This is a genomic window from Priestia sp. VA7 (assembly GCF_055710015.1).
Window position 1 is genome coordinate 47,143 of record NZ_JBVQPN010000003.1, and the last position, 23,357, is coordinate 70,499.

At 40.1% G+C, this 23,357-nt stretch carries 28 protein-coding genes, 1 pseudogene and 2 riboswitches; of the genes and pseudogenes, 20 read left to right on the forward strand and 9 right to left on the reverse strand.

The genetic code is table 11. The features are described 5' to 3' along the window. Nucleotides 1-20: 20 nt before the first annotated feature. The 6 genes from araA to AC0C45_RS12660 all read left to right on the forward strand — a co-directional run bounded on the left by araA (nt 21) and on the right by AC0C45_RS12660 (nt 8,059). Complete coding sequence (gene araA / locus AC0C45_RS12635; RefSeq protein ID WP_034650118.1) at nt 21-1,445, forward strand: L-arabinose isomerase; 1,425 nt, start codon at nt 21-23, stop codon at nt 1,443-1,445. 151 nt (nt 1,446-1,596) lie between these two features. Continuing rightward, nucleotides 1,597-2,976, forward strand: coding sequence for a sugar porter family MFS transporter (locus AC0C45_RS12640; protein ID WP_013084232.1), 1,380 nt, complete (start codon nt 1,597-1,599; stop codon nt 2,974-2,976). Nucleotides 2,977-3,499: 523 nt separating this feature from the next. Beyond that, nucleotides 3,500-3,751 carry a hypothetical protein gene (locus AC0C45_RS12645; RefSeq protein WP_034650120.1) on the forward strand — a complete coding sequence of 84 codons (252 nt, stop codon included), beginning with the start codon at nt 3,500-3,502 and terminating at the stop codon, nt 3,749-3,751. Between the two features lie 80 nt (nt 3,752-3,831). Beyond that, a riboswitch (SAM riboswitch) is annotated at nt 3,832-3,942 on the forward strand. 79 nt (nt 3,943-4,021) lie between these two features. After that, a riboswitch (cobalamin riboswitch) is annotated at nt 4,022-4,210 on the forward strand. A gap of 150 nt (nt 4,211-4,360) precedes the next feature. Continuing rightward, entirely contained in the window at nt 4,361-6,655 is a 2,295-nt protein-coding gene (gene metE, locus AC0C45_RS12650) for a 5-methyltetrahydropteroyltriglutamate--homocysteine S-methyltransferase (RefSeq protein WP_257061777.1), read from the forward strand. 141 nt (nt 6,656-6,796) lie between these two features. Further along, nucleotides 6,797-7,414 (forward strand): acetate uptake transporter, encoded by a 618-nt coding sequence (locus AC0C45_RS12655; protein ID WP_257061779.1) that lies wholly within the window; start codon nt 6,797-6,799, stop codon nt 7,412-7,414. 144 nt (nt 7,415-7,558) lie between these two features. Next, a complete protein-coding gene (locus tag AC0C45_RS12660) occupies nt 7,559-8,059 on the forward strand; it encodes a GNAT family N-acetyltransferase (RefSeq protein WP_016765020.1) in 501 nt (166 codons plus the stop codon). Here AC0C45_RS12660 and AC0C45_RS12665 read toward each other — a convergent pair. Next, complete coding sequence (locus AC0C45_RS12665) at nt 8,037-8,216, reverse strand: hypothetical protein (RefSeq protein WP_257061780.1); 180 nt, start codon at nt 8,214-8,216, stop codon at nt 8,037-8,039. The genes AC0C45_RS12660 and AC0C45_RS12665 overlap by 23 nt on opposite strands. Nucleotides 8,217-8,454: 238 nt before the next feature. Between AC0C45_RS12665 and AC0C45_RS12670 the strand changes: the two genes are divergently transcribed. The 3 genes from AC0C45_RS12670 to AC0C45_RS12680 all read left to right on the forward strand — a co-directional run bounded on the left by AC0C45_RS12670 (nt 8,455) and on the right by AC0C45_RS12680 (nt 9,426). Further along, nucleotides 8,455-8,655: a helix-turn-helix transcriptional regulator gene (locus tag AC0C45_RS12670; protein WP_013084227.1), complete on the forward strand. Its 201-nt coding sequence runs from the start codon at nt 8,455-8,457 to the stop codon at nt 8,653-8,655. 161 nt (nt 8,656-8,816) lie between these two features. Next, nucleotides 8,817-8,981: a hypothetical protein gene (locus tag AC0C45_RS12675; protein ID WP_013084226.1), complete on the forward strand. Its 165-nt coding sequence runs from the start codon at nt 8,817-8,819 to the stop codon at nt 8,979-8,981. A gap of 31 nt (nt 8,982-9,012) precedes the next feature. Continuing rightward, nucleotides 9,013-9,426 carry a DUF5301 domain-containing protein gene (locus AC0C45_RS12680; RefSeq protein WP_257061781.1) on the forward strand — a complete coding sequence of 138 codons (414 nt, stop codon included), beginning with the start codon at nt 9,013-9,015 and terminating at the stop codon, nt 9,424-9,426. A gap of 85 nt (nt 9,427-9,511) precedes the next feature. Here AC0C45_RS12680 and AC0C45_RS12685 read toward each other — a convergent pair whose 3' ends face one another. Further along, a complete protein-coding gene (locus tag AC0C45_RS12685) occupies nt 9,512-9,652 on the reverse strand; it encodes a hypothetical protein (RefSeq protein ID WP_013058226.1) in 141 nt (46 codons plus the stop codon). 151 nt (nt 9,653-9,803) lie between these two features. Further along, nucleotides 9,804-10,436: pseudogene (locus AC0C45_RS12690) on the reverse strand (LysE family translocator). 133 nt (nt 10,437-10,569) lie between these two features. Here AC0C45_RS12690 and AC0C45_RS12695 point away from each other — a divergent pair. Both AC0C45_RS12695 and AC0C45_RS12700 read left to right on the forward strand, forming a co-directional pair. Beyond that, entirely contained in the window at nt 10,570-11,181 is a 612-nt protein-coding gene (locus AC0C45_RS12695) for a transglutaminase-like domain-containing protein (protein ID WP_257061782.1), read from the forward strand. Between the two features lie 128 nt (nt 11,182-11,309). Continuing rightward, the gene (locus AC0C45_RS12700) at nt 11,310-11,444 is read left to right on the forward strand and encodes a hypothetical protein (RefSeq protein ID WP_256656509.1); all 135 of its coding nucleotides are present in this window, start codon (nt 11,310-11,312) and stop codon (nt 11,442-11,444) included. Between the two features lie 79 nt (nt 11,445-11,523). On the opposite strand, the gene AC0C45_RS12705 is transcribed toward AC0C45_RS12700, so the two are convergent. From AC0C45_RS12705 to AC0C45_RS12715, 3 genes are all read right to left on the reverse strand, one after another. Then, a complete protein-coding gene (locus tag AC0C45_RS12705; RefSeq protein ID WP_034650129.1) occupies nt 11,524-11,964 on the reverse strand; it encodes a DUF5391 family protein in 441 nt (146 codons plus the stop codon). 88 nt (nt 11,965-12,052) lie between these two features. Then, a complete protein-coding gene (locus tag AC0C45_RS12710; protein ID WP_257061783.1) occupies nt 12,053-12,238 on the reverse strand; it encodes a hypothetical protein in 186 nt (61 codons plus the stop codon). 153 nt (nt 12,239-12,391) lie between these two features. After that, on the reverse strand, nt 12,392-12,886 hold the full coding sequence (locus tag AC0C45_RS12715) for a DUF2500 domain-containing protein (RefSeq protein WP_257062546.1): 495 nt from the start codon (nt 12,884-12,886) through the stop codon (nt 12,392-12,394). A 144-nt stretch (nt 12,887-13,030) separates the two neighbouring features. On the opposite strand from AC0C45_RS12715, the gene AC0C45_RS12720 reads away from it, so the two are divergent. Further along, nucleotides 13,031-13,996 (forward strand): 2-hydroxyacid dehydrogenase, encoded by a 966-nt coding sequence (locus AC0C45_RS12720; RefSeq protein ID WP_257061784.1) that lies wholly within the window; start codon nt 13,031-13,033, stop codon nt 13,994-13,996. 116 nt (nt 13,997-14,112) lie between these two features. Here the strand turns inward: AC0C45_RS12720 and AC0C45_RS12725 are convergent, their stop codons facing one another. Continuing rightward, nucleotides 14,113-14,988: a Cof-type HAD-IIB family hydrolase gene (locus AC0C45_RS12725; protein WP_016765012.1), complete on the reverse strand. Its 876-nt coding sequence runs from the start codon at nt 14,986-14,988 to the stop codon at nt 14,113-14,115. A gap of 164 nt (nt 14,989-15,152) precedes the next feature. Here AC0C45_RS12725 and AC0C45_RS12730 point away from each other — a divergent pair, with 164 nt between their 5' ends. Continuing rightward, the gene (locus tag AC0C45_RS12730) at nt 15,153-15,911 is read left to right on the forward strand and encodes a DeoR/GlpR family DNA-binding transcription regulator (RefSeq protein ID WP_013084219.1); all 759 of its coding nucleotides are present in this window, start codon (nt 15,153-15,155) and stop codon (nt 15,909-15,911) included. Nucleotides 15,912-15,962: 51 nt separating this feature from the next. Beyond that, on the forward strand, nt 15,963-16,172 hold the full coding sequence (locus AC0C45_RS12735) for a hypothetical protein (RefSeq protein WP_034650136.1): 210 nt from the start codon (nt 15,963-15,965) through the stop codon (nt 16,170-16,172). Nucleotides 16,173-16,210: 38 nt separating this feature from the next. Here the strand turns inward: AC0C45_RS12735 and AC0C45_RS12740 are convergent, their stop codons facing one another. Together AC0C45_RS12740 and AC0C45_RS12745 are read right to left on the reverse strand one after the other, a co-directional pair. Beyond that, nucleotides 16,211-16,900 carry a YoaK family protein gene (locus AC0C45_RS12740; RefSeq protein WP_016765010.1) on the reverse strand — a complete coding sequence of 230 codons (690 nt, stop codon included), beginning with the start codon at nt 16,898-16,900 and terminating at the stop codon, nt 16,211-16,213. A 73-nt stretch (nt 16,901-16,973) separates the two neighbouring features. Then, on the reverse strand, nt 16,974-17,474 hold the full coding sequence (locus tag AC0C45_RS12745; RefSeq protein WP_257061790.1) for a GNAT family N-acetyltransferase: 501 nt from the start codon (nt 17,472-17,474) through the stop codon (nt 16,974-16,976). 114 nt (nt 17,475-17,588) lie between these two features. Here AC0C45_RS12745 and AC0C45_RS12750 point away from each other — a divergent pair, with 114 nt between their 5' ends. The 6 genes from AC0C45_RS12750 to AC0C45_RS12775 all read left to right on the forward strand — a co-directional run bounded on the left by AC0C45_RS12750 (nt 17,589) and on the right by AC0C45_RS12775 (nt 23,348). Next, nucleotides 17,589-18,518: a hypothetical protein gene (locus AC0C45_RS12750; RefSeq protein ID WP_257061792.1), complete on the forward strand. Its 930-nt coding sequence runs from the start codon at nt 17,589-17,591 to the stop codon at nt 18,516-18,518. Nucleotides 18,519-18,622: 104 nt separating this feature from the next. Continuing rightward, nucleotides 18,623-19,252 (forward strand): CPBP family intramembrane glutamic endopeptidase, encoded by a 630-nt coding sequence (locus tag AC0C45_RS12755; RefSeq protein ID WP_237892668.1) that lies wholly within the window; start codon nt 18,623-18,625, stop codon nt 19,250-19,252. A gap of 225 nt (nt 19,253-19,477) precedes the next feature. Further along, on the forward strand, nt 19,478-20,173 hold the full coding sequence (locus tag AC0C45_RS12760) for a FadR/GntR family transcriptional regulator (protein WP_013058211.1): 696 nt from the start codon (nt 19,478-19,480) through the stop codon (nt 20,171-20,173). A 283-nt stretch (nt 20,174-20,456) separates the two neighbouring features. Continuing rightward, the gene (locus tag AC0C45_RS12765; RefSeq protein WP_257061794.1) at nt 20,457-22,016 is read left to right on the forward strand and encodes a sodium:solute symporter family protein; all 1,560 of its coding nucleotides are present in this window, start codon (nt 20,457-20,459) and stop codon (nt 22,014-22,016) included. Continuing rightward, the gene (locus AC0C45_RS12770) at nt 21,991-22,236 is read left to right on the forward strand and encodes a hypothetical protein (RefSeq protein ID WP_029323294.1); all 246 of its coding nucleotides are present in this window, start codon (nt 21,991-21,993) and stop codon (nt 22,234-22,236) included. Before AC0C45_RS12765 ends, AC0C45_RS12770 begins: the two co-directional genes overlap by 26 nt. A gap of 218 nt (nt 22,237-22,454) precedes the next feature. Next, on the forward strand, nt 22,455-23,348 hold the full coding sequence (locus AC0C45_RS12775; RefSeq protein ID WP_047931357.1) for a PEP/pyruvate-binding domain-containing protein: 894 nt from the start codon (nt 22,455-22,457) through the stop codon (nt 23,346-23,348). Nucleotides 23,349-23,357 lie beyond the last annotated feature (9 nt).

Below are 23,357 nucleotides of genomic sequence, written 5' to 3' on the forward strand. Positions count from 1 at the left end.
ATACAGAAAAGGGGATTATCATGTTAAAAACAGCTCAAAAAGAATTTTGGTTTATTGTTGGTTCACAGCATCTTTACGGAAAAGAAGCATTAGCAGAAGTAAAAGCACACGCGCAAACAATGACTGATGCTTTAAATGAAAGCGGTGTCTTGCCTTATCCGATTGTGCTGCAAGATTTAGCTGTGAGTGCTGATACGATTACAAACATGATGAAAGAAGTGAATTACCGAGATGAAGTTGCCGGTGTGATCACGTGGATGCATACGTTCTCGCCTGCAAAAATGTGGATTCGCGGCACCAAACTACTGCAAAAACCGCTGCTTCATTTGGCGACACAATTTAACGAAAGCATTCCTTGGGAAACGATTGATATGGATTTTATGAACTTGAATCAGTCCGCTCACGGTGATCGTGAATATGGCTTTATCAACGCGCGTTTGAACAAGCAAAATAAAATCGTAGTAGGCTACTGGGAGCGCCCCGAAGTACAGCAGCAAATTGCACAGTGGATGGACGTAGCCGCTGCTTATAACGAAAGCTTCAACATTAAAGTTGCGCGTTTCGGTGACAATATGCGCAATGTCGGCGTAACGGAAGGAGACAAAATTGAAGCACAAATTCAATTTGGCTGGACGGTTGACTACTTCGGAATCGGTGATCTTGTTCAATATGTCAATGCCGTTACGGAAGAAGAAATCAATGATTTATTTGCTGAATATGCCGACGCGTACGAATTTGTTTACGGCGGTTATTCTGCAGAAGACTGGGAGTCTAGCGTAAAAGTACAGGCAAGCTATGAAATTGCGATTAAACGTTTTCTAGATGAAGGCGGCTACAGCGCCTTTACCACTAACTTTGAAGATCTATACGGTATGAAACAGCTCCCTGGTCTAGCTGTACAGCGCTTGATGGCACAGGGCTACGGCTTTGCCGGTGAAGGAGACTGGAAAACAGCGGCGCTTGACCGCCTGCTTAAAGTAATGAGCCATAATCAGTCAACGGGCTTTATGGAAGACTATACGTATGAATTGGCTCCCGGACGTGAGTCTGTGCTTCAATCACACATGCTTGAAGTAGACCCGACGCTAGCGGTAAACAAACCAAAACTAATCGTTTCTCCGCTAGGTATCGGTAACCGCGAAGATCCGGCCCGCTTAGTGTTTGACGGTAAACAAGGAGAAGGTGTAGTGGTTTCCATGGCTGACTTCGGTACGCATTACAAGCTGTTAATTAACGAAGTATCGGCATTTGAGCCGGAAGTTCCTGCTCCAAATCTTCCGGTAGCGCGCGTGCTTTGGAACATTAAGCCGAACTTCCAAGACGGCGTTAAAGCGTGGATTGAAAACGGAGGAGGCCATCATACGGTTCTTTCATTAAATTTAACGACGGATCAAATCGTGAGCTATGCAAAGCTTGTTGATCTAGAGTACGTCATTATTAAGTAAGCATCACTACTTTCGAGGGAGCGCTGCTTCCTTGAAAGTGAAAATATAGCGCAACTTAGTAAAAGAACGCCGTTTTTAGAAATAAATGAAAGCGTTTTAAATTTGTGTGATAGGAAGCAAAACTAAGACAATACAAAGGGGATCTATAATCATGAGTAAAGTATCAAGTAAGTTTATCTTCTTCTTCGGCTCATTTGCCGGTATTTTATTCGGTTATGATATTGGGATTATTGCTGGTGCAGAAGGTCATATCCGTGAAGCGTTTCATTTAAGTCCGCTCTGGCTGGGAATTGTGGTTTCGTCGCTAATGGGAGGAGCAATTATCGGTTCCATTTTAAGCGGATTATTAGGCGATAAGTTTGGACGAAGAAAGTTAATTTTAATTTCGTCGATCATCTTTCTTTTAGGCTCCATCGGTTCAGCGATTGCACCAGAGGAAATTACGTTAACGATTGCGCGCGTCTTTTTAGGTACAGCAGTAGGAACGGCTTCTTCGTTAGTTCCTGCCTATATGTCAGAAATCGCACCTGCTAATATTCGCGGGAAGCTTTCAGGTTTAAATCAGCTAATGATTGTAATTGGATTATTATTAAGCTATATTGTAGCCTTTATTTTTGAGCCCGTTCCAAACAGCTGGCGATTAATGCTTGGCAGCGCCGGTATTTTTGCAATTGTATTATGCATCGGTATGATCAAGCTTCCAGAGTCGCCTCGCTACTTAATTAAAAATGGAATGCCAGATAAAGCGCGTGAAGTGCTGCGCACGCTTCGCCGGTCAACAGCTGAAGTGGAAGCTGAAGTGTCTGAAATTGAAAGCGTAGCTGTTCATGAACAATCAGGCATTAAGCAGCTGTTTCATAAAAAGTTTCGTTTAGCTTTAATTATCGGTGTCGGAATGGCAACTTTTCAACAGATTCAAGGCTCAAACTCAATTGTTTATTATGCAACAAGCATTGCTCGTCAAGTTGGTTTAGCCCCGCAGGTAGCTGCTGGCTTTACGGTTATTGTTGGGGTGATTTTTGTGGTGACAACACTTATCTTCCTGCAGTTTGTTGATAAATTCAACCGCCGTACCATTCTTACGATTGGCGGTGCGGGAATGGCTCTTTCATTTTTCACACCGGCTATTCTAGGAGCATTAGGCGTTAATGAAGTCGTCGTGAACTGGGTTACGTTAATTGCTCTTTGCTGCTTTATCCTTTGCTATGCGTTTTCTTGGGCGCCGCTTACGTGGATCATTGTAGGAGAAATTTTCCCGCTTTCTGTACGCGGAATCGGTGCTGGGATTTCATCTGCTTTTAACTGGACAGGATCGCTGGCAGTAGGGCTTGTGTTCCCAATTTTAGCTGATCAGTTTAGTTTGGGCGTTATTTTTTCAACGTTCGGAATCATTTGCATTCTCGGTTTATTCTTCATACGTTTTGTAGTTGTTGAAACAAAAGGACGTAGCCTAGAGCAAATTGAAACGGACATGGCAGCTCGTTCTGGAAGAAATTCTGTAAGTCCAGTTGAGCGTAATAAATATGTTTAATTGTCGTAAATGTTTTAAATGTAAGATGCTGAGATAAAAGTATTTTAGCTGAAGTGAAAAACGAACCACTAATCAAACACTTTGATTAGTGGTTCGTTTTTTTTGTTAGGGTAAACGTAGGTTTCATGTGTATAGATCTTTCTAGCAGGTGATTGGAGGACAAGACGAAGACTCCTGCGGGAAGCGAAGTCTTGTACGGAAATCAACTGCGGTGTCACAAGCGATTCAGCTCATGTATCCCATTTGCCTTTAGATTGAATTCATTTCGTTATGTCTCAACCTCTTTTGGGAAAATGTGCATAACTCTTAACGAAACCTTGTAGCAGAAGGTTCAGTCAAACGTTATAATAGATAATGAATGATGATATATTCTCTATATTTGTCATATATTTGTATTACATATGTAATTAAAGAAAAACATTCACTTGATATACTGTTTAATGACTTAACTTTATCTTAAAATTCACAGTGAACTGCCTGTTTATAGAGGCTTAGAATATACACAGCAAATGGAGGAGCAATCATGGCAAACGAAAAGATGCAAGAAGGACTTAATCGTTTTATCAAGGAAGATTTAAATGACCTTTTAGGTAGACTGTTCCCCTTAATGGACCGGGAGTGTGCCGAAGAAAAAAGAAAGCTTATTGAAACAGCAGTAGAGTACATTTATTCGTCAGGATATCACCAAGGAGCAAAAGACTTGATCGAAACACATCGAAAAGACGATTACAAATTGTTAAGACAAAAATTAGCGTCAGCACCTCCTGAAAACTAATTTTTTTGCAATTTCTTTTGACAACATAAATCTAAGGTGTTAAGATGACTCTACATTCAAAATATTATAAACAATTAAAACTCTTATTGAGAGAGGCGGAGGGACTGGCCCTGTGAAGCCCGGCAACCATTTAACATTCTTGTTAAAAAGGTGCTACATCCTGCAAAGCGTACAGCTTTGAAAAATAAGAGAGGATTTCATAGATACTATGCCTCTCTATTCATGATAGAGAGGCTTTTTATTTTATGTGAAGGTGTTTTGAATGAACAATTTTATAAAAATGCATCAGGTGCTGTGTAACGAATGTACGCAGCTTAAAAGGGAAGATCGGTGAAAAGCCGGCGCGGTCCCGCCACTGTAATGGGGAGCAACTTATTAACCACTGTTTCATGTTGAAATGGGAAGGGATAAGAAGCGATGAACCTAAGTCAGGAGACCTGCCTGTTGTATGCACTTAAGCTCTACGGGATATAGAGAGGAGTGAGGAATACGTGTTGAGAAAAACAGACTATCTCAACTTTAGTTAAGTATGCGTATCATCTCTCTTTTCATTTCGAAAAGAGAGATTTTTTAGTTTATCGATAAAAAAATATACAGGGAGTGGAAAAAATGAGCAGTGTAAAAAGTTCAAATGTAGGTTATCCAAGAATTGGTGAAAAACGAGAATGGAAAAAATCGCTTGAGCAGTTTTGGGCAGGAAAACTAGAGAAAGATATCTTTCTACAGGAAATTGAAGCTCTTCGTCTTGAGCATCTGAAAAAACAGCGTGACGCAGGAATTGAACTGATTCCAGTCGGCGATTTTAGCTTATACGATCACGTGTTAGATACAGCCGCTATGTTTGGTTTGGTGCCAAAGCGCTTTGAATATGACGGAGGACCGGTATCGCTTGAAACGTATTTTGACATCGCGCGAGGAACAAAAGGTGCGGTAGCTTCTACGATGACAAAATGGTTTAACACAAATTATCACTACATCGTACCCGAGCTTGAGGAATGTACGCCGGCACTTGTAGAAAATCGGCCGCTTCAATTTTACAAAGAAGCAAAAGAAAAGCTGAATATCAAAGGTAAACCCGTTATTTTAGGTCCAGTAACATTTGTGAAGCTGTCAAAAGGATATAAAGAAAGTGAGTTTGAAAAAGTAGTTGAACAATTTGTTCCGCTTTATGCAACTATTTTAGCGGAGCTGCAGGCAGAAGGCGTCGAGTGGGTGCAGATAGATGAGCCGGTTTTAGCTACAACGCTATCAAAAGAAGAAATCGCGCTGTACAAAGAAGTCTATCAAACTTTGAAGGAAGCGGCACCGAATGTAAAAGTCATTTTGCAAACGTATTTTGACAGCATTGATCACTATAAAGAAGTAGTTGCTCTTCCTGTTCATGGTATTGGCTTAGATTTTGTACATGACCGAGGCGAAAATCTCACGGCGCTTAATAAATATGGTTTTCCAACTGATAAAGTGCTGGCAGCAGGAGTGATTGACGGACGAAACATTTGGCGTGGAAATTTGGATGAACAACTTTTAACGATCAGTGAAATTGAAGAAGCCGTATCAAAAGACCGTTTGATTCTGCAGCCTTCATCAAGTCTGTTACATGTTCCTGTCACGGTGAAAAATGAAGAGACGATTGATCCAGTATTGAAAAATGCGCTCTCTTTTGCAGATGAAAAGCTACAGGAAATCACGCTGTTAACGAAAGCGGTACAGCAAGGAAAAGAAGCAATAGAAAAAGAAATAAGTGTAAGCAAACAAGCGATTCAAGCATTAAATGGATCATCTTTTCGAAATCATCAAGACGTGCAAAAAGAGCTGAAGCAGCTGCACAGTTATAAAGCAGAGCGCCAAGCGCCGTTTGACGTACGTCAACGCGTTCAACAAGAAGCGTTTCAGCTGCCGCTTCTTCCAACGACAACGATTGGAAGCTTTCCGCAAACAAAAGAAGTGCGAAAAGAGCGTCTAAAATGGCGTAAAGGAGAACTAACAGACGAAGCGTATGAAGCGTACATTAACGAGGAAATCAAAAAATGGATTGAAATTCAAGAAGATATCGGCTTAGATGTCCTTGTGCACGGAGAGTTTGAGCGTACGGACATGGTTGAGTACTTCGGTGAGAAATTAGGAGGCTTTCAGTTTACGAAGTTTGGCTGGGTGCAATCTTACGGTTCTCGCTGCGTGAAACCGCCGCTTATTTACGGAGATGTCTCGTACGAACAGGCGATGACGATAAAAGAAACGATCTACGCACAGTCTCTAACCGATAAGCCGGTTAAAGGAATGCTGACGGGTCCGATTACAATTTTAAACTGGTCGTTTGTGCGTGATGATATCCCGCGCTACGACGTGGCAAATCAGATTGCGCTTGCTCTTAGAAAAGAAGTAGAAGCACTTGAAAGTCGGGGCATTTCAATGATTCAAGTAGATGAACCGGCGCTGCGTGAAGGATTGCCGTTAAAACGAGAAAACTGGAACAGCTACTTAAATGCTGCGGTGTATGCGTTCAAGCTAGCGACGGTATCGGTGCAAAATGAGACGCAAATTCACACGCATATGTGCTATTCAGAATTCGAAGAGATTATTGATGCGATCAAAGCGCTTGATGCCGACGTCATTTCCATTGAAACGTCTAAAAGCCACGGTGAATTAATTTATGCGTTTGAAGAACATACGTACAATCAAGGAATTGGACTTGGCGTATATGATATCCACAGTCCGCGCGTGCCGAAGCTTGAAGAGCTGACACGAAACATTGACCGCGCTCTAAAGGTGCTTGATCCTGCATTATTTTGGATTAATCCCGACTGCGGCCTTAAAACAAGAGGAATCAGCGAGACGGTTGAAGCTTTAAAAGTGATGGTTGAGTCTGCAAAACAAACAAGACAAAATTTATTACAAAACGTTTGATAACAAGAAAGTAAAGACCAAGCAGTGTAAACGCTACACTGCTTGGTCTTATGGGTTTTTAAAGGCCAAAAATATCCATTGACACTTCCCGTAGATTTTTGTATCTTTTTAAAGGTGTTTTTAAAATCAGGGAGGTAAAACATGAGTAACAACAGTACGCAGCACGTTAAAATTGTAACAGCAGATCCATCAGCGCTAGGCCTATTCGGACTTGCCATGGTGACACTTGTTGCATCGTTTCAAAAGCTTGGGGTAACCGATGGTGTTTCATTGGTATTGCCATGGGCAATTTTTTTAGGCGGGATAGGGCAGCTAATCGCGTCTATGCAAGATTTCAAACATAATAATATCTTCGGCGCAACGGCTTTTGGTGCCTTCGGTTTATTTTGGTTAGGTGTCGGCATGACATGGCTTATTCAGCTTGGAGCATTTGGGGAAGCGCTCGCAAAAGAAGCGGATCCGAAGCAGCTCGCATTTGCTTTTGTCGGCTACTTAATTTTCAGCGTTTTTATGACAGTTGGCGCAATGGGCACTCATAAAGTATTATTTATTATTTTTGTGTTGATTGATTTCTTATTTATTGGATTATCGCTAAGTACATTTGGTGTGGCATATGAATACACGCACTTACTAGCGGCAGTGTCAGAGCTATTGATTGCTCTGTTTTCATTCTATGGATCTGCAGCGGCTGTATTAAATACTCACTACGGTCGAGCTGTGCTTCCGTTGGGCAAGCCGTTTGGTGCATTTATCAAATAATCAAGACGTTAATTAAAAAGCGAAGTAGGATTGAATTCTGTATGCTGCAGAGGTCAATCCTTTTTTGTTTGGGCATTTTTATATATAGTAGAAAGAGATAGTTATATGTAATAGAAGCTTTTAGAGAAAAAAGAGAAATACATAATGAAAGGAAACGTTCCAATGATTATAAGACAAGTGGATAAAAAAGATTTAAACCAATTAATTACGTTAGAAAATAAAGGCTTTACACCCGAAGAAGCTGCCTCAAAAGATGCATTTATCACGCGGATTAACACCATTCCTGATACGTTTATCATCGCCCAAGAAAATGAAGAAATAATCGGATATGTGAACGGTCCCGTCATTTCAGCACCGTTTATTACGGATGATTTGTTTGAAAAAACGATTTCGAACCCTGAGACAGGCGGTTATCAAAGTATTTTAGGTATCGTTGTAAATCCCAAGCATCATCACAAAGGAATTGCCAGTATGCTGCTAAGGGAGTTTGAAAAACAAGCGCAGAACAAACAGCGCTTAACGGTTACGTTAACATGTAAAGAAGAATTGATTCCTTTTTACGAAAAGAACGGATATGTGAATCAAGGAGTTGCGGAGTCTCAGCATGCAGGCGTCAAGTGGTTTAATATGAGTAAGAAGCTTTAATGTTACTACTATGAATTGCTTCTTGCACCGCTGATGATTTCCGTGCAAGGCTTCGCTTTCCGCGGGCGGCCGCTGAGCCTCCTCGTCGCTTGCGCTCCTGTGGGGTCTTACCTGTTCCGCTTTCCCCGCAGGAGTCTTCGCTTTGCCCTCCAATCATCAGCTAGAAGCACCTGCATACACGAAACCTATGTTCACCATACCTATAAAAAAATTAGTACGAGGTGAATTCTTAATCAAACTCGTTCGCATTGTCCTTCAACTAACCTATTTTTGTTCCAACCTCTATTTCAGTTATGTAAAAGACTCTATTTTGTCAAACATATTTGACAGTAACAAAGGAAATAATATAAGATATGGATGTAAAAAGTTTTTTACATTTTAGAGATGAGTGATGAATGGTGGAAAATCGAATTAAAGAACTGCGTAAAAGCAAAAAGATGTCTCAAGACGAACTGGCAAAAGTATGCGGCGTATCGAGACAAACGATTAATGCAATTGAAAACAATAAGTATGATCCAAGCTTAACGCTGGCTTTTCAGCTGGCTGAGGAGTTGGGAGCAACAGTAGATGAGCTGTTTTTATTTCATAAATCATGATGAGTTAGTTAAAAAGAGAAGGTAATGTGAAGTAGTGATCTTACTAGTAGAAGTTTTGACATTTCTGTACTATAAGCTAAAAGCACATAAGTAAATAGTAGATCAATATTATTTCTATCACTTTATAAAAAGAGATTTACAGAGCAACGGTGGTGAAAGGAATGAAAAATCGAGCTGCCGGAGTAGCTCTTACAAGTACGGGCATGTTACTGTTGATGGTAACGTTAGTACTTCCTGTTCCGGGATTAACGTATAGTTTACTTGTAGGAAGCAGCATTCTACTAAAGGGCTGCGGAACAGGAGGAATAAAAAGGTGTATCACGTGAATGCAGCGTGATGTAGAAAAGGAGGTTCCTTTTGAAAAAAAGAACGATTATTATAGCTGCACTTTTATTTATCGTCGTATTTTATTTTACATATACCGGGAAAGCCCATCAGTTAAAAGACGTCATAAAAGTAGATGAAGCAAACGTTACGTGTATTGAAATAGATACAGACGAAGGAAAGCGTGTAGTAGACGATAAAAAGAATACAAAAGAGATCGTACACTCTTTGTCACAGCTAGAAGTGAAAAAAAGCAAAGAACTCGATCCAAAGTTTGACCAGGCTTACTGGGTAAAAATCGTCGAAAACGGAAAAGACGCGTACGGCTTAACGATTTACGATAATGACTACATAAAAGCGTTTAGCTTTGAAGATAAAAAACAGGCGACATATACGATTGTTAAAGATCAAAAAATGGATGTTAAAAAGCTGTTTTCAACTAAGTAAACGTGTAAACCTACTAAAAAAGACAGCCTGCGCTGTCTTTTTTTATAAAATAATAGATTGAAAATTTAGATTATTTTAAGCGGAATTAATCCTTGCCTATATAATTAATAAATGATTGAATTAGGTCAATATCAGGGTTAACTAATAGTGCTGGAAGAAGGCCAAATGTTAATAATACAAGGACGTTTGATCCAATAAAGATGCGAAGTGCTTTTTTGATTTTCATGATATTTCCTCCCTTTTTTATATTTTCGTATAAAAAGAGAAAAAAATCAATATAAATGTGACGAAATTGTGAACTTTTTGTCTGATAGTCCCTGATAGATGATAAAAATTCCCTCTCTATACTAGATAAAGAGGGGATATAGCACGTCATATTAAAAATACATGCGCAGATTCCCAATAAACCGGTAGAGGAAATAGCATGAAAAACCGATTAAGATACATCCTGCCGCAACAGAAGCTCATTTAATATAAAGCTGATTCAGCACTTTTCTAGTTCCGGAGACAATCGTCATTAAGCCTAGGTCATGAATTAAAATCCCTGTTAATATTCCGGCAGCAATCAGCAGGAAATGAAAAGAATGAGAGGATTGAAGCGAATTGGTCAGCACCGTTCCAAACACGCTGAGCCAAAAAATGAGATTGCTAGGAGAAATCGCAACAAAGATCCCGTTCACATAAGAAGAGGCAAATGACTTTTTTACGTGCTCTCCAGGAGCCGTTATATCATTGTCGGCATGTTTAATGCTGTCATAGCCAATATAAAGTAAAAAAAGCGCTCCTATAAGCCACATGATAAGCTGTATAAAAGGAGCCGATAAAAAAGAAGCTAGTCCAGAGTAAAGAAGTACAATTAGTAATAAATCAACCGTCATGCCCCCGAGTCCGACAACCCAACCGTGAAGAAACCCGTTTTTTAAACCTTGCTTTGTCATTTCAATTGTCACCGTGCCAACGGGGAGGGCAATCGAAAGACCGAGCAGCACATTTGTTAAAAATAACGTCACCAAAAACAAAACCTCTTTCAATCTCGTATCTACTATTGTTTTCCGTTTAAGTGGTCTTTCATTATATAATGTAATAAAATTCAATATTATGTATAAAAAAACATATGATGAATATAAGACGAGGAAAAAGTAAATGAAATTAATTTGTGAATCGTTGGAAAAAGAAGACTACACGCAAGAACTTCCAGAAGTGAACTTTACACATCCTTTGATTCAACAAAAGGTGCGTGAACTCAAAAGCGGCTTACCTCATTCTTCCCTAGCGTACATAAAAAAAGCATATGAGTTTGTGAGAGATGAAGTATCTCATTCCTGGGATATTCAAAGCAAAATCATCACGAAAACCGCTTCAGAGGCTTTAAAAGAAAAGGAAGGAATTTGTTACAGCAAGTGTAATCTATTAGCTGCTTTGCTGCGTGCAGAAGGGATTCCTGCAGGCTTTTGTTATCAAAGGCTGATACTTGGAGATACGATAGACACAGGCTACTGTATTCATGCTTTAAATGCAGTTTACATTAAAAGTAAAGATAGATGGATTCGATTGGATGCGAGAGGAAATAAAGAAGGAGTGCAGGCCGACTTTTCGCTAAAAAAAGAAAAACTGGCTTTTCCAGCGAATTCTATACGGGGTGAAATTGACTATCCAGTTATTTATACAAAACCTCATAAAAAAACAATGGACGTGTTGTCGCAGTATGAAGACTGCTTATATATGTATTTGCACTACTTGCCTACCGAGCTATAAAAAGAGGTTGCGACAAAAGTATGTTAGTTGAAACAAGATTAGAACGATGAATTGAGATTCTTGGTGGAGAATCCAACTCGTTGGAATTTTTTATTGAAAGGTTTCATGTATATGGCTGCTTCTAGCTGATGATTGGAGGGCAAGACGAAGACTCCTGCCGGGAAAACGGAACAGGTGAGACCCCGCAGGAGCGGAAACTACGAGGAGGCTCACCGGCCGCCCGCGGAAAGCGAAGTCTTGCACGGAAATCAACAGCGGTGTAACAAGCAGCTCAGCTCATCTCTCCAATTTGTTCGTATTTAAATGGAATGGACTTAGCTATGTCTCGCCTTGTTTACCATTTTAAACGCTTTCCTGTACGGTAGCTGACGGTCTTTTAAACGCAGCAACAAACCACACAATATTCGTGATCAGTAAGCCCAAACAAGAAATCATTACACCTATGATGGAAGCTGAGTTTCCTGAGAAGTCTTCTAATCCGAATAAAAACAGAGCCGGCATCAGTAATAGAGTACTAGCAGCGATTAAAAGGCCAATGCTGCAAAAAGCGGCCATGACAAATTTTAAGAAATGCATTCCCAACATATAAAAAGCTAAAGGCAATAGGTATAAAAATAGAACCATGCCAAGAGATAACCACATCCCAACTGAACCGAACGTGTTAACGTTGGGGCCAGAATCTGCTAAAGAAGAAAGCGAAGCAAGAACTATGATAGAGCAGAAAAATAGGGCGGAAAGCAAAGTGGTGATCGCCACACTATTTTTTGCTGTAGAATTGCGCACTGTTTTTAACCTCCTTTCCAAATAAAAAGTATATGGATTAATTTTATAATACAAAAGTTTGGGAATAACCATTTTTTTACAAAAACCTTTAATAGGGTGGATAATAATGAAGAGAAGCCGGGTTAAGATAATACACGTGTACATATTTTTTGTGTGGACCTGGATAGTGGGTTTCATGCCAGTATTGTGCCAGTATTGTTTGAATAGGGTGCGAATGAGGGGCTTCGCCGTAATGTCCGTAGTAGAGACCGCTGCCTGAATAAGGAGAATACATAAAATCACCTGCCTGTTTAAATGAATGTGTTACACGGTATGTTTTTGTATTGAATAACGTTCTTGTAGAATGTAAAAAGGGCACAAATAGGTCGTTTGCTGTATAAATGCCTCATTCCAGTAAAAAAGACCTCTAAAAGCAAGAGGTCATAAGCTAAGCATCTGTATGTTCTTCACTTGGATGTCTTTGAAAATCCAAAAAACGAGTTCCTTGAAACGTCAGCATTCCTTCATCGCCTTCTGCTAGCATGCCGTATTCGTGGCCTGAAACAGTAAATTCAGAGCGGTCGGTGCTTTCAAACTGAAAGGTTACGTAGTAAGTTGTAGACGTGTGAGAGTGATGATGTTCGTGAGCATGACCGCCATGGCGGTGGACGTTTGTCCGTTTGCCCGTAATTTTTGCTTTTACGGAAAGACGGGGAGACTGCTCATTTTTACTCCATGTGCCGATTCCTTTAAAAATAGAAAATAGAAAAATACCAATAACAATAACAATAACAAAAAATAGCATCACAAACGTAGGCATTCCGTTAAATAACGCGTCATCTGGAAAAAAAGCGCCTCCGCTTACGTCATCGGGCACATCACCTTCAAAAACAATGTCATCTCCGGACGGATCATCTTCAAATATCATTTCATCTTCAAACATCATTTCATCTTCAAACATTCGTATTCCCTCTTACTATAAATACATTTCCTGAATGGAAAAAGTTTCATCTTTATAGTAGTCTTATGATAGGATAGCTAGTTGCTATTCATACATATGAGTGAACAAGGAAAAGGAGAGATACACATGGGGAAATACAGAGTTGTTATGTCTGGAAAGACGTGGCCAAACGCTTACGAAAAGCTAGCGGAGCACTGCGATATTCAAATGTGGGAAGGAGAAGGAAAGATTCCGCAAGAAACGCTGCGCGACTGGCTTCGTAATGCTGACGGCTTTTTTAATATCGGCCACATCACAGTAGATGAAGAGCTGTTAGAAGCAGCACCGAACCTGCGCGTTATTTCTCAATCAGGCGTCGGGTATGACAGTGTAGATGTCGAAGCGTGTACCAAAAAAGGCGTGCCATTTAGTAATACGCCGGGCGTGCTAGTAGAAGCGACGGCTGATTTAACGTTTGGTCTCTTGCTGTCAGCAGCTCGACGCATTCATGAAGGCTATGAAAAAGTGAAACAAGGAAACTGGGAAACGGTATTTGGCGTTGATTTATTTGGAAAAACGCTTGGTATTGTTGGGATGGGCGATATTGGAAGCGCCGTTGCCAGACGCGCAAAGGCATCGGGTATGAACATCGTTTACCATAATCGAAGCCGCAAGCATGAAGCCGAAAAAGAGCTTGATGCCGTGTACCTTTCGTTTGAAGAGCTTCTTCACACAGCTGACTGTATCGTATGCTTAGTGCCCCTTTCAAATGAAAGCAAAGGCATGTTTGGAGAAGCGGAATTTAAAGCAATGAAAAACAGTGCGTATTTTGTAAACGCAGCGCGCGGAGGATTAGTGGATACGGAAGCACTGTACGAAGCGCTGAAACATGAAGAAATTGCGTATGCCGCACTGGACGTAACAGACCCAGAGCCGCTTCCGGCAGATCACAAGCTGCTGCAGCTTTCAAATGTGTTAGTAACACCGCATATTGGAAGCGCTACGTACGAAACGCGCAATCGCATGGCGGATTTAGCCGTACAGAACTTGCTGTTAGGCCTTGAGAAAAAGCCTTTAGTGACGTGTGTGAATGAAGAAGTGAACTACAAGTAAGGAAAGATTTTTTGTTAAAAGCCTTACAGCTTACTTTTTCGTTTCGCTGTTTATCTGGTTTGTTGGTATTTACCGCATGATCAGTTAAAAACGCTTGGCATACGCCAAGCGTTTTTTTAATGTGCTTCTAGCTGCGTTTCTAACACTTTTTCAATAACCGAAGCTACGCCGTTTTCATCGTTCGTTAATGTAACGTCATCTGCTAACGCTTTAATTTCTGCGTGCGCATTTGCCATAGCGATTCCTTTTCCAGCCGTTTGCAGCATCGATACGTCGTTAAAGCTGTCTCCAATGGCAATGGTATCGTGAAGAGAGCCGCCAAGCTCTTTTATAACGTAGGTTAATGCGTTTCCTTTTGACGCATCTTTGTGTTCGAGTTCAAAGTTATGATCAGCGGAAGAGACAAGCGTCATGTCGTGCTGCTTGCTAAAGTGATCCCAGCCTTTTTTTCGTTTTTCATCATCAAATGAAAAAGCTAATACGTTATAAAGCTCCGCGTTTGTATTTAAAATATCTTCATACGATGCAACAAAGGCAAATCCCGTTTGGCTATACTGCTTAGCGGCAGCGTGATGAAGTCTTTCTTCGTCAACATTTTTATTGGCGCTTTTTACTCTGTCAATTTCAATGGCCAGCAGCTCACGGCCTGAGTTTGGCGTATAAATCGCATGTTCAGCAAACACTTCATAATAAAATTCGTTTGCATCCAGCCACTGAAGCGCTTCTTTTACGTGGTGGGCATCAATTGGAACAGAATGTCTGAGCTGTCCGTTGGGGTCATGAATAGTCGCTCCGTTTGCGGCAATCACCCAAAGGTTGGAAAGCTCAGCTTTTTTTAAAATTTCCTCCACATCGAAATAAGCGCGCCCTGTAGCAACGACGACTTCAACTCCGTGTTTTTGCGCTTTTTTAATTGCTTCTGCATTAATTGTGCTAATTTCACTGCTGCTATTTAAAAGAGTACCATCTAAGTCTGTAAAAATCATCTTCATAAACTATCTCTCCCTTTGATTATCATTACTTGTTTTTGCGTGTTTTATCTTGTTTATCCTACAATAAACGAAAAAACACTGATAATCAAGCGTTTTTACATTGTTTTTACAAAAGAAACAAGTATAATAAAGTAAAAAGCAGAAAGAAAACAGGTGAACAAGCAATGTTAAAACAAGAAAGACGCAAACAAATTATGAATTTGCTTGAAAAAGAAGGCCGAATTGTTGCTACAACGCTTAGCCAAACGCTGAATGTTTCAGAAGATACAATCCGCAGAGATCTGCGGGAAATGGACGCGCTTGGTCTGCTGCAGCGCGTCCACGGAGGAGCACTGCCTCGTTCCACGTCTGCGGTTGATTACAAAGAGCGAAAACGTGAATTGATGGATGTTAAGCATTCACTTGCCGTTGCGGCGCTTCCGTTAATTAAAGACGGGCAGGTGCTCTTGATGGACGGAAGTACAACAAATATTCAGCTCGTCAAAGCTTTTCCAAAGAATTTGAAGGTTACCGTCATTACAAACAGTCCGTTAATTACCGTTGCACTAGCGGAACATGACTTTGTAGAAGTTGTTTCTCTTGGAGGAACGTTTCGAAAAGAATCAATGGTCACGGTAGGACAAAGCGTGGTTGATACGTTAAAACAAATTCGAGCGGATCTTTGTTTTTTAGGCGTATACGCAATCGATCCTAAAATCGGTATGAGCATTCCTTTGCTTGAAGAAATGCACATTAAAAGTCAAATGATTAAAAGTGCGAGTGAAGTAGCGGCTATTGTAACAGCTAAAAAACTCAATACGTCTTCAACGTACACGTTCAGTTCAGCAAACTCATTAGATTGGCTCATTACAGAAGAACATGTGAACGAAACCGTGTTAAATGCTTACCGCGAAATCGGCATTGAAGTAATCACAAATAAATAGTAGTTTTAGTAAGGAAGTATATGGTAATGTAGAGTAAAAGGAGCTTGAGCGATGAGCGAACAAATAGATGTTACGCAGGAATTAGCGAAGCTTCAGCAAAGAGTCGAACACCTAGAGGAAAGAGTGGAAAAAGCAGAGTCTAAGCAAGGTCCTTTGCGGTCATTATGGGAAGCCATACAATCGATTTTAATTGGACTATTCATTGTAGGGCCTGCAGCAGCAATCATTTTTGGCGTTTTAGCGGCACTGTCAGGAAAATAAAAGACCCGTTTCTTTATCGAAACGGGTCTTTATCATTATTATTTTTTTTCTGAATCAGAACGAAACTTCGTGCTGACAAAAATGATAATGGCTAACAAAATCACAATTGGCAGCCAAATAATTTCAAATTTATAAGCAGGCTCTGCAAGCGCGGCGATAACAGCACCAAAGCAGTAAAGCACAAGAGACAGGGCGCGAAGAATAGCATCGGTGTTAAACGTTTTGCGGTAGCGAGAACTGCGAAAACGTGCCGTTACGTCTTCAAAAAAGTTAGCAAGCGTGCCTGTCAATACAGTTGTGGAAATGCCGGCTACGCCAAGTTTTCGAGCCGCCGTTGTTTGAAGACCCATCGCTGAGCTTAATAAGAAAATAAATAAGTAAGTTACGTGTAAAGAAGGAGAAAACGAAGATAAAAGTGCAAAAACAAGTAAAATTAATCCTTCTATTCCAAGCGCGATCGTTACGGCTTTAGGCCAAAACGTTTTTTCTTTGTTTCCAACTAAAATTGCAGCTCCTACAACTCCTATAATGAAGCCTCCTAAAGCTGTCAGAGAGTGAAAAACAGTTGTTTCAAGCGAGTTTCCGATTGCTAATCCAAGCAGCACGATGTTTCCGGTCATGTTTGCAGTAAAGATATGGCCAAGGCTTAAGTAGCCAATCACATCGACGATACCCGCTGTGACACAAAGAACCAGCAGAATAATGTTTCGATAAGTAGAATTCGTCACGGTAAGTCATCCTTTCTTTTTATACCAACTAAACAGTTTACCGTGAAGAAAAAAATCTGTCGAGAGAGTTGTCTTACAAATTTTTAAGCGTTTCCCATCCAAAAGCCACTTCAGATAGAGATGTACCCTCAATAACAACCTCAGCACGATCGATTCTTTTTCCGCCAAGTGCTTCGTAAAACTGACAGGCGCCGTTTTGTTCAAAAGCCCATGTGAGCATCGTATGTATATGTTGGTTTGCTAACTCTTGCGCTATTTTATGCATAAGCGCTTTTCCAATTCCTTTTCGCTGATGCTCTGCGAGTAAATACATGGCATACAGTTCTCCTTTATAGAAAGGATGCTTGCTGGTTCTTTCTTTGCCATAAGAAGCAAAGCCTACGATTTGACCGTTTTCTTCTGCAACAAAAATAGAATTTGATTCCAGCTGCTTTTTCCAGACGGGCTTTCGCTTTTCAGCGCTCAATGAATCTAAAAAAGAATCCGGAACAAGTCCTTTATAAGTTGATTTCCAGCTTTCTACGTGTACATTTGCGATGCCTGCTTCATCGCCAATTCTGCCTTGACGTATCATATGCTCACCTCATTTTTTCTATATTTTAACATAATTTTAAAGCGGGCATCCCCGTTTTTTCGTTTTCTTTGTATATATATAGTAGCCATTTTACATAACAAAGGAGATGATATAATGAGTAAATTATTATTAAAAGATCAGCCGTTAATTGTACTGCCGGCGCTGGCAGTCAAAGTAGGAGTGAACGGAGCCCTGTTTCTTCAGCAGCTTCACTACTGGCTTGAAAAAAGCGTAAACGTGCAGAACGGATATACATGGGTATACAACACCAATCAGCAGTGGCTGCAGCAGTTTCCGTTTTGGTCGCTTTCAACGATTCAACGCATCATTTCAAAGCTTGAAAAAGAAGGGTTAATTATAAAAGGAAAGTACAACCGCTCTAAATTTAACAACACCGTTTGGTACCGGATTGATTATAAGAAACTAGAAGAGCTTATGCCAAGCGATGAGTTTGAAGAGCTCGAAGATGTCAATTTGACAGAAGGGGAGAGTCAAATTGAAGCAGCGGAGCCCGTCACAGTGAAGGCTTCATTAACAGAGACTACAGCAGAAAATACAAATCAAATAAAAAGAGAAGAAGCCGCGCATGACGCTTATGTACAAACGTTAGAAGCCGCTTTTATTGCTAGAAGAAACAGAGGGGTGTATCCTTCAGCTAGTGACTTGAAGCATATGTATGAAGTCGCCAAAAGCGAAATACCTATAGAAGAGGCGCTAGCTGGACTGCATGAAGCATTTGATCACTACGTGCCTAAATACAGCGGCGATACCATTCGAGCATTTGCCTACATTAAACAGCATCTTTTTCATAAGCATTATGTAACATCACAGCGCACGCTAGCGAGTCATCAGGCTGAAAAGCCGCTTTCCTACGCTAATAAAAAGCGCGTTGTTCGCAAGGAATTGACGCCGGATTGGCTAAAAGAAAATGAAGAGACAGAGCCTTCAGCTCCTGCTTTTAGAAATGATGCTCACTTTGAAGAAGAAAAGAAAAAGCTTGCTGAAAGTCTTCGTGAGCTGGAGCAGGAATTAAAAAATAATTGAAAATACCCCTGGACTTTTATAAGATAAAAGATAGTAAACCTTTTGAATACGAAAGGTTTACTAGGTAAAAGAAAAGCGGCTCTTAAAGAAGGTGCGCCATAAACGTGATAAAATTTTTGTTTTTGCTGTTTATGCCTACAATCTTTGTTTTTTTCGGTTTGTGGCTTATCCAAAATGTGTTGGTAACATTTGTGTGCTTTTACGGCTGGATGTTTATGATTTTATATGCAAATAATAAAATTAACTTGAAGGTAGCGCTTACAAAAAAATCTCTGTATGTGGGAACTCTGAGTGGAGTTCTAGGTGCCGCTGTGATAATTGGAAGCAGCCTGCTTTTTTCTGGTAAAATCTTTCATGTAGAAGATATGCAAGCGGTTTTGCAAATATGGGGATTTAGCGGATGGAAAGTGATCATTTTAGCCGTCATTTTGATTTTTATTAATCCTTATTTAGAAGAGATGTATTGGCGAGTCTATATACAGAATAAAGTGAAGAAGCACCTGTCCTTACCTGCTTCAAGTATTGTTACATCAAGCTTTTATACGCTTTATCACCTGTTTATTATTCTGCCCGTTTTTGCGTTTCCTTTTAATTGGATCTCGGCTGCAGCCGTTTTTTTAGCAGGTATAACGTGGGCGTGTATAAGGGAGCGATATGGTGTCGAAGCGGCAATTATTAGTCATGCGTTAGCGGACGCGGCGATTATGGTTGTATACGGATTATATGTAAGATAGTGGTATTATATCAAAAAACCATGAATCGCTATTCATTTATAACTTGTTTTCATGGTATAATAACAATAATAGTAAAATTTTATCAACACATTTGAATTGAAATAATGTATACTTGTAATACAAAGATTGAAGCGTTTACATAAATCGGAATACACACAGTTATACTGGAGCCGATGAACACTATAAAAAGAGAGAGAGATAATTACTTGGAGGAGGAATAGAAGTATGTTTGTACCTATTGAGCGTAAAAAAGTGTCTAGTCAAGTGCTTGATCAATTAAAAAAGATGATTAAAGAGAAAACGTTCCCGCCAGAGTCTCGTTTGCCGTCGGAACATGAGTTATCCAAAATGTTTGGAGTGAGCCGCGCACCAATTCGTGAAGCGCTAAGCGTTCTTTCTGCCAGCGGATTAATTGAATCACGACAAGGCGGAGGAAGCTACGTAAAACGTGTAAACTTAGTAGGCATGCTTGATCCAATGACGTTTGAAATGGTTGAAGCAGATCAAGTGCTTGAATTAATTGAAATGCGTATTATCATTGAGTCGCAGGCAGCAAGCTTAGCCGCGCTGCGCCGCACAGATGAAGAACTGATTGAAATTAAAGAATCGTTAGAAGCATTTAAAAAGACGGTTCATAACAGTGAAGAAATTGGACATGAAGCGGACTATCGTTTTCACCATGATATCGTGAAAGCAGCTCATAATTCATTCCTTCTTCATGCTGTAGAAGATTTAGGCCATTTGTATCGAAAAGCGCTTGCTTATTCGTTAAATAAAAGCCAAAAAGAAAATCGCAAGCAAACGGATGCCGACCATGAGCGCATTTTTGAAGCGATTAAAAATGGTGAGCCAGAAGAAGCAGCAGAAGCGGTTCGTGATCACTTAGAGCACGTTCGCCAAAAAGTAATGGTATCTCAATAATAAAAAAACGATAGCCTCAAGGGCTATCGTTTTTTTTATTTTTTTATTATTTCGTTCATGTAAGGAAATAAAACATGTTAAAAACGAAATTTTACGCTTAAGCCGGTACGAATGTGCCGGCTTTTTGTGTGTAAAAGGAGAAAACATCTAATTATACTCTTTAATAATCAGAAAATACAGTATTGTTAATAAATTTATGGCGTGGTATTTTATTAACAAATGTTACTTTTGTTTACATATTAATGTAAGTAAATATAACATTAAGAGGAAGGGGAGGGATAAGATGCTTTCATCAAGCGTGGGTTATTTGATTTTACTGATTTTTGGAGGAGGCTTTACGGCCGTTACAATCATGATGCAGCGCCGCCAAGGAAAGGAAATGACGGCTGAGCAGTTTAGTACAGCCGGAAGAAATGTAGGCGTTGGGCTGGGGAGTGCATCTATTATTGCTGCATGGACATGGGCCGCTACGTTAATGATGTCTTCTTCCACAGGCTATCAGTACGGAATTAGCGGACCGTATTGGTACGCAGCGGGAGCAAGCATTCAAATTTTGCTGTTTGCCATTGTCGCGATTAACCTGAAGAAAAAAGCACCGAACGCTCATACGTTTTTAGAATTTATTGCACAGCGTTTCGACGTGAAAAATCATCGTTTAATGCTTGGCTTTGCTCTTATGACAAATATTATTGTGACCGCGATGGTTATTTTAGGAGGAGCCATTGCTTTAAACTCTCTTACCGGGATGAATATTTTTGTTGCCGCTATTTTAATTCCTCTTACGTTTACAATCTACACCATGATTGGCGGTTTAAAAGCCTCATTTGTTGCTGATTATTTTAACACCGTTTTTATTTTCGTTATTTTATTTATTTTTGCTGCTGCCGTCTATTATAAGTTCGGCGTAACAAGCGTGTACGAAGGGTTGAAAAATCTGCCTCAGTCACAGCATATGCTTACGATGGCATCGGTGCCGGGCCTTTTGTTTGGGATGATTAATATTATCGGGAACTTCGGTACGGTCTTTGTGGATCAAGCTTACTGGCAGCGTGCTATTGCAAGTAAAAACAGCGCTGCTTCAAAAGCGTATATTTACGGCGGAATTGCCTGGTTTTCGATTCCCTTTGCCGTTGCCACTTTCCTAGGTGTAAGCGCGGCTGGGCTTGGAATTGCTGTAGATTCACCAGATTCTATTGCACCGGTTATGGCGTCACACGTGCTTGGAAATCTAGGTTCTATTTTGTTTTTAACGATGCTGTTTATGGCAGTAATGTCGACAGGAGCAGCTGAATTAACGGCGATTACCAATATTATCGTAACGGACATTTACCTGCGTTCTATCAATCCGAAAGCAAGCAGTAAAAAAATCTTAAGCACATCGCGAAAAGTGACGCTTGGCTTCGGGCTGGCGATGGGCGTGTTTTCCATTTTATTGTTTTATTTAGGAATTAGCCTTGGGTTTGTTTATATGGCCATGGGTATTTTCGTCAGCGGAGCCGTTATTCCCGTTACGCTTGGACTGATGTGGAAAAAAGCGACGAACACAGGTGCATTCTATGGTGCGCTGTTAGGAATGATCGGAGGCGTTGTCGCATGGAACACATCTGCTTACTTGATTAACGGTCACATTAACGTAGAAGCCCTTGGCGGACTGTATCCAATGCTTATTGGAAATTCTACCGTTTTTATCATCAGCGGGGTTATATCAATTGGACACGGCTTACTTGCTAAAAAAGAATTTGACTTTGATGAACTAAAAGATAAATTTAAAAGCTTTGATGAACATGGAGATGAACCATTAAGAGAGGAAGTGGCATATGGATCCACAACAACAGTTAAATAAAGACGCAAAGCTTTGTACGCGCTGGGCGCTTGGACTTACATTTTTGTTTGTCCTCTTGTTTCCAGGCGTGATGTTTTTAACGGGCTATCAATACACGCTTTCCTTTTTTAAAGGCTGGACGTATCTTGCGTTTGGCTGGCTGATTATCGCAGGGATTTGTATTATTGTGGGGCCTGTGGTGGAGTTCGTGAGGGAGAAGAAGGAGAGAGATACAGTTTAATTTGTCAAAACGATATGAATTTCAAATGTGTTAGTTATAAAAAAAATCACAAATCATATTCTAGTGAATATGATTTGTGATTTTTTTGTAAAGATATTTAAAATTATGTTAATTTTTGGTAAGATGGAATTAGTTCCATAAAATTACATTGTGGTTTTAAATGCATTTTCCTATCTTATTTGATTGTCTTTTGACATAAATGAAAGGAGGTGAAGTGATTGCACATCGTCTCTTTAGAAAAAGCATGTTATGCAGAACTTCAAGCAGTAGGTTCAAAAGCTTACAATCTCTCAAAAATGATTCAGCACGTTTCTCATATCCCTACAGGATTTGTTTTAACATCTCACGCATTGCTTTCCTTTTTAACGTTTAACCAAATAGAAATAAAAGCAGAAGGTAGCAGGGACATAGAAAAGAAGATTCAAAACGGCACGTTTCCTTTAGCTTTGCAAAAAGAAATTGTTTCTTCGTACGCCAATATTCAAGGTGCTGGTGTAAAAGCCGTAGCCGTAAGATCTTCTTCCGCACTTGAAGACTTGGAGAATGCGTCTTTTGCCGGACAGTATGAAACGATATTAAACGTAAGAAACAGAGAAGAACTTTTGACAAGTATAAAAAAATGCTGGGCTTCTTATTTTTCATCCGTTGTTCAAGCGTACGCCGAAAATAAAGAAATTTCGCTTTCTAATCCCCAGATGGGTGTCCTCGTACAAGGAATGGTTGAAGCCGATGTATCCGGAGTGATTTTTAGCGTAAACCCTATTACAGAAAGTGAAGATGAAGTAGTCATTAACGTGGCGTACGGCTTAGGAGAGGGAATTGTATCAGGTGGTGTTACACCGGATTTATTTATCATTCATAAACAGACAAAAAATATAATGAAAGAACTAGGGTTAAAAGAGTATAAGCTAGTGTCAGGTTTTACAGGAATAACAAAAGCTGTGACAACGGATAAAGAAAAAAATGAATTTTCTTTATCAGATGAAACAGCACTACAGCTGCTTCGTTTAACGAACCAAGTAGAGCATTATTGTCAGTACCCTGTAGACATTGAATTTGCCATAAAAAATGAACGTATTTATTTGCTTCAAGTGAGACCTGTTACTACATAATGAAAAGGA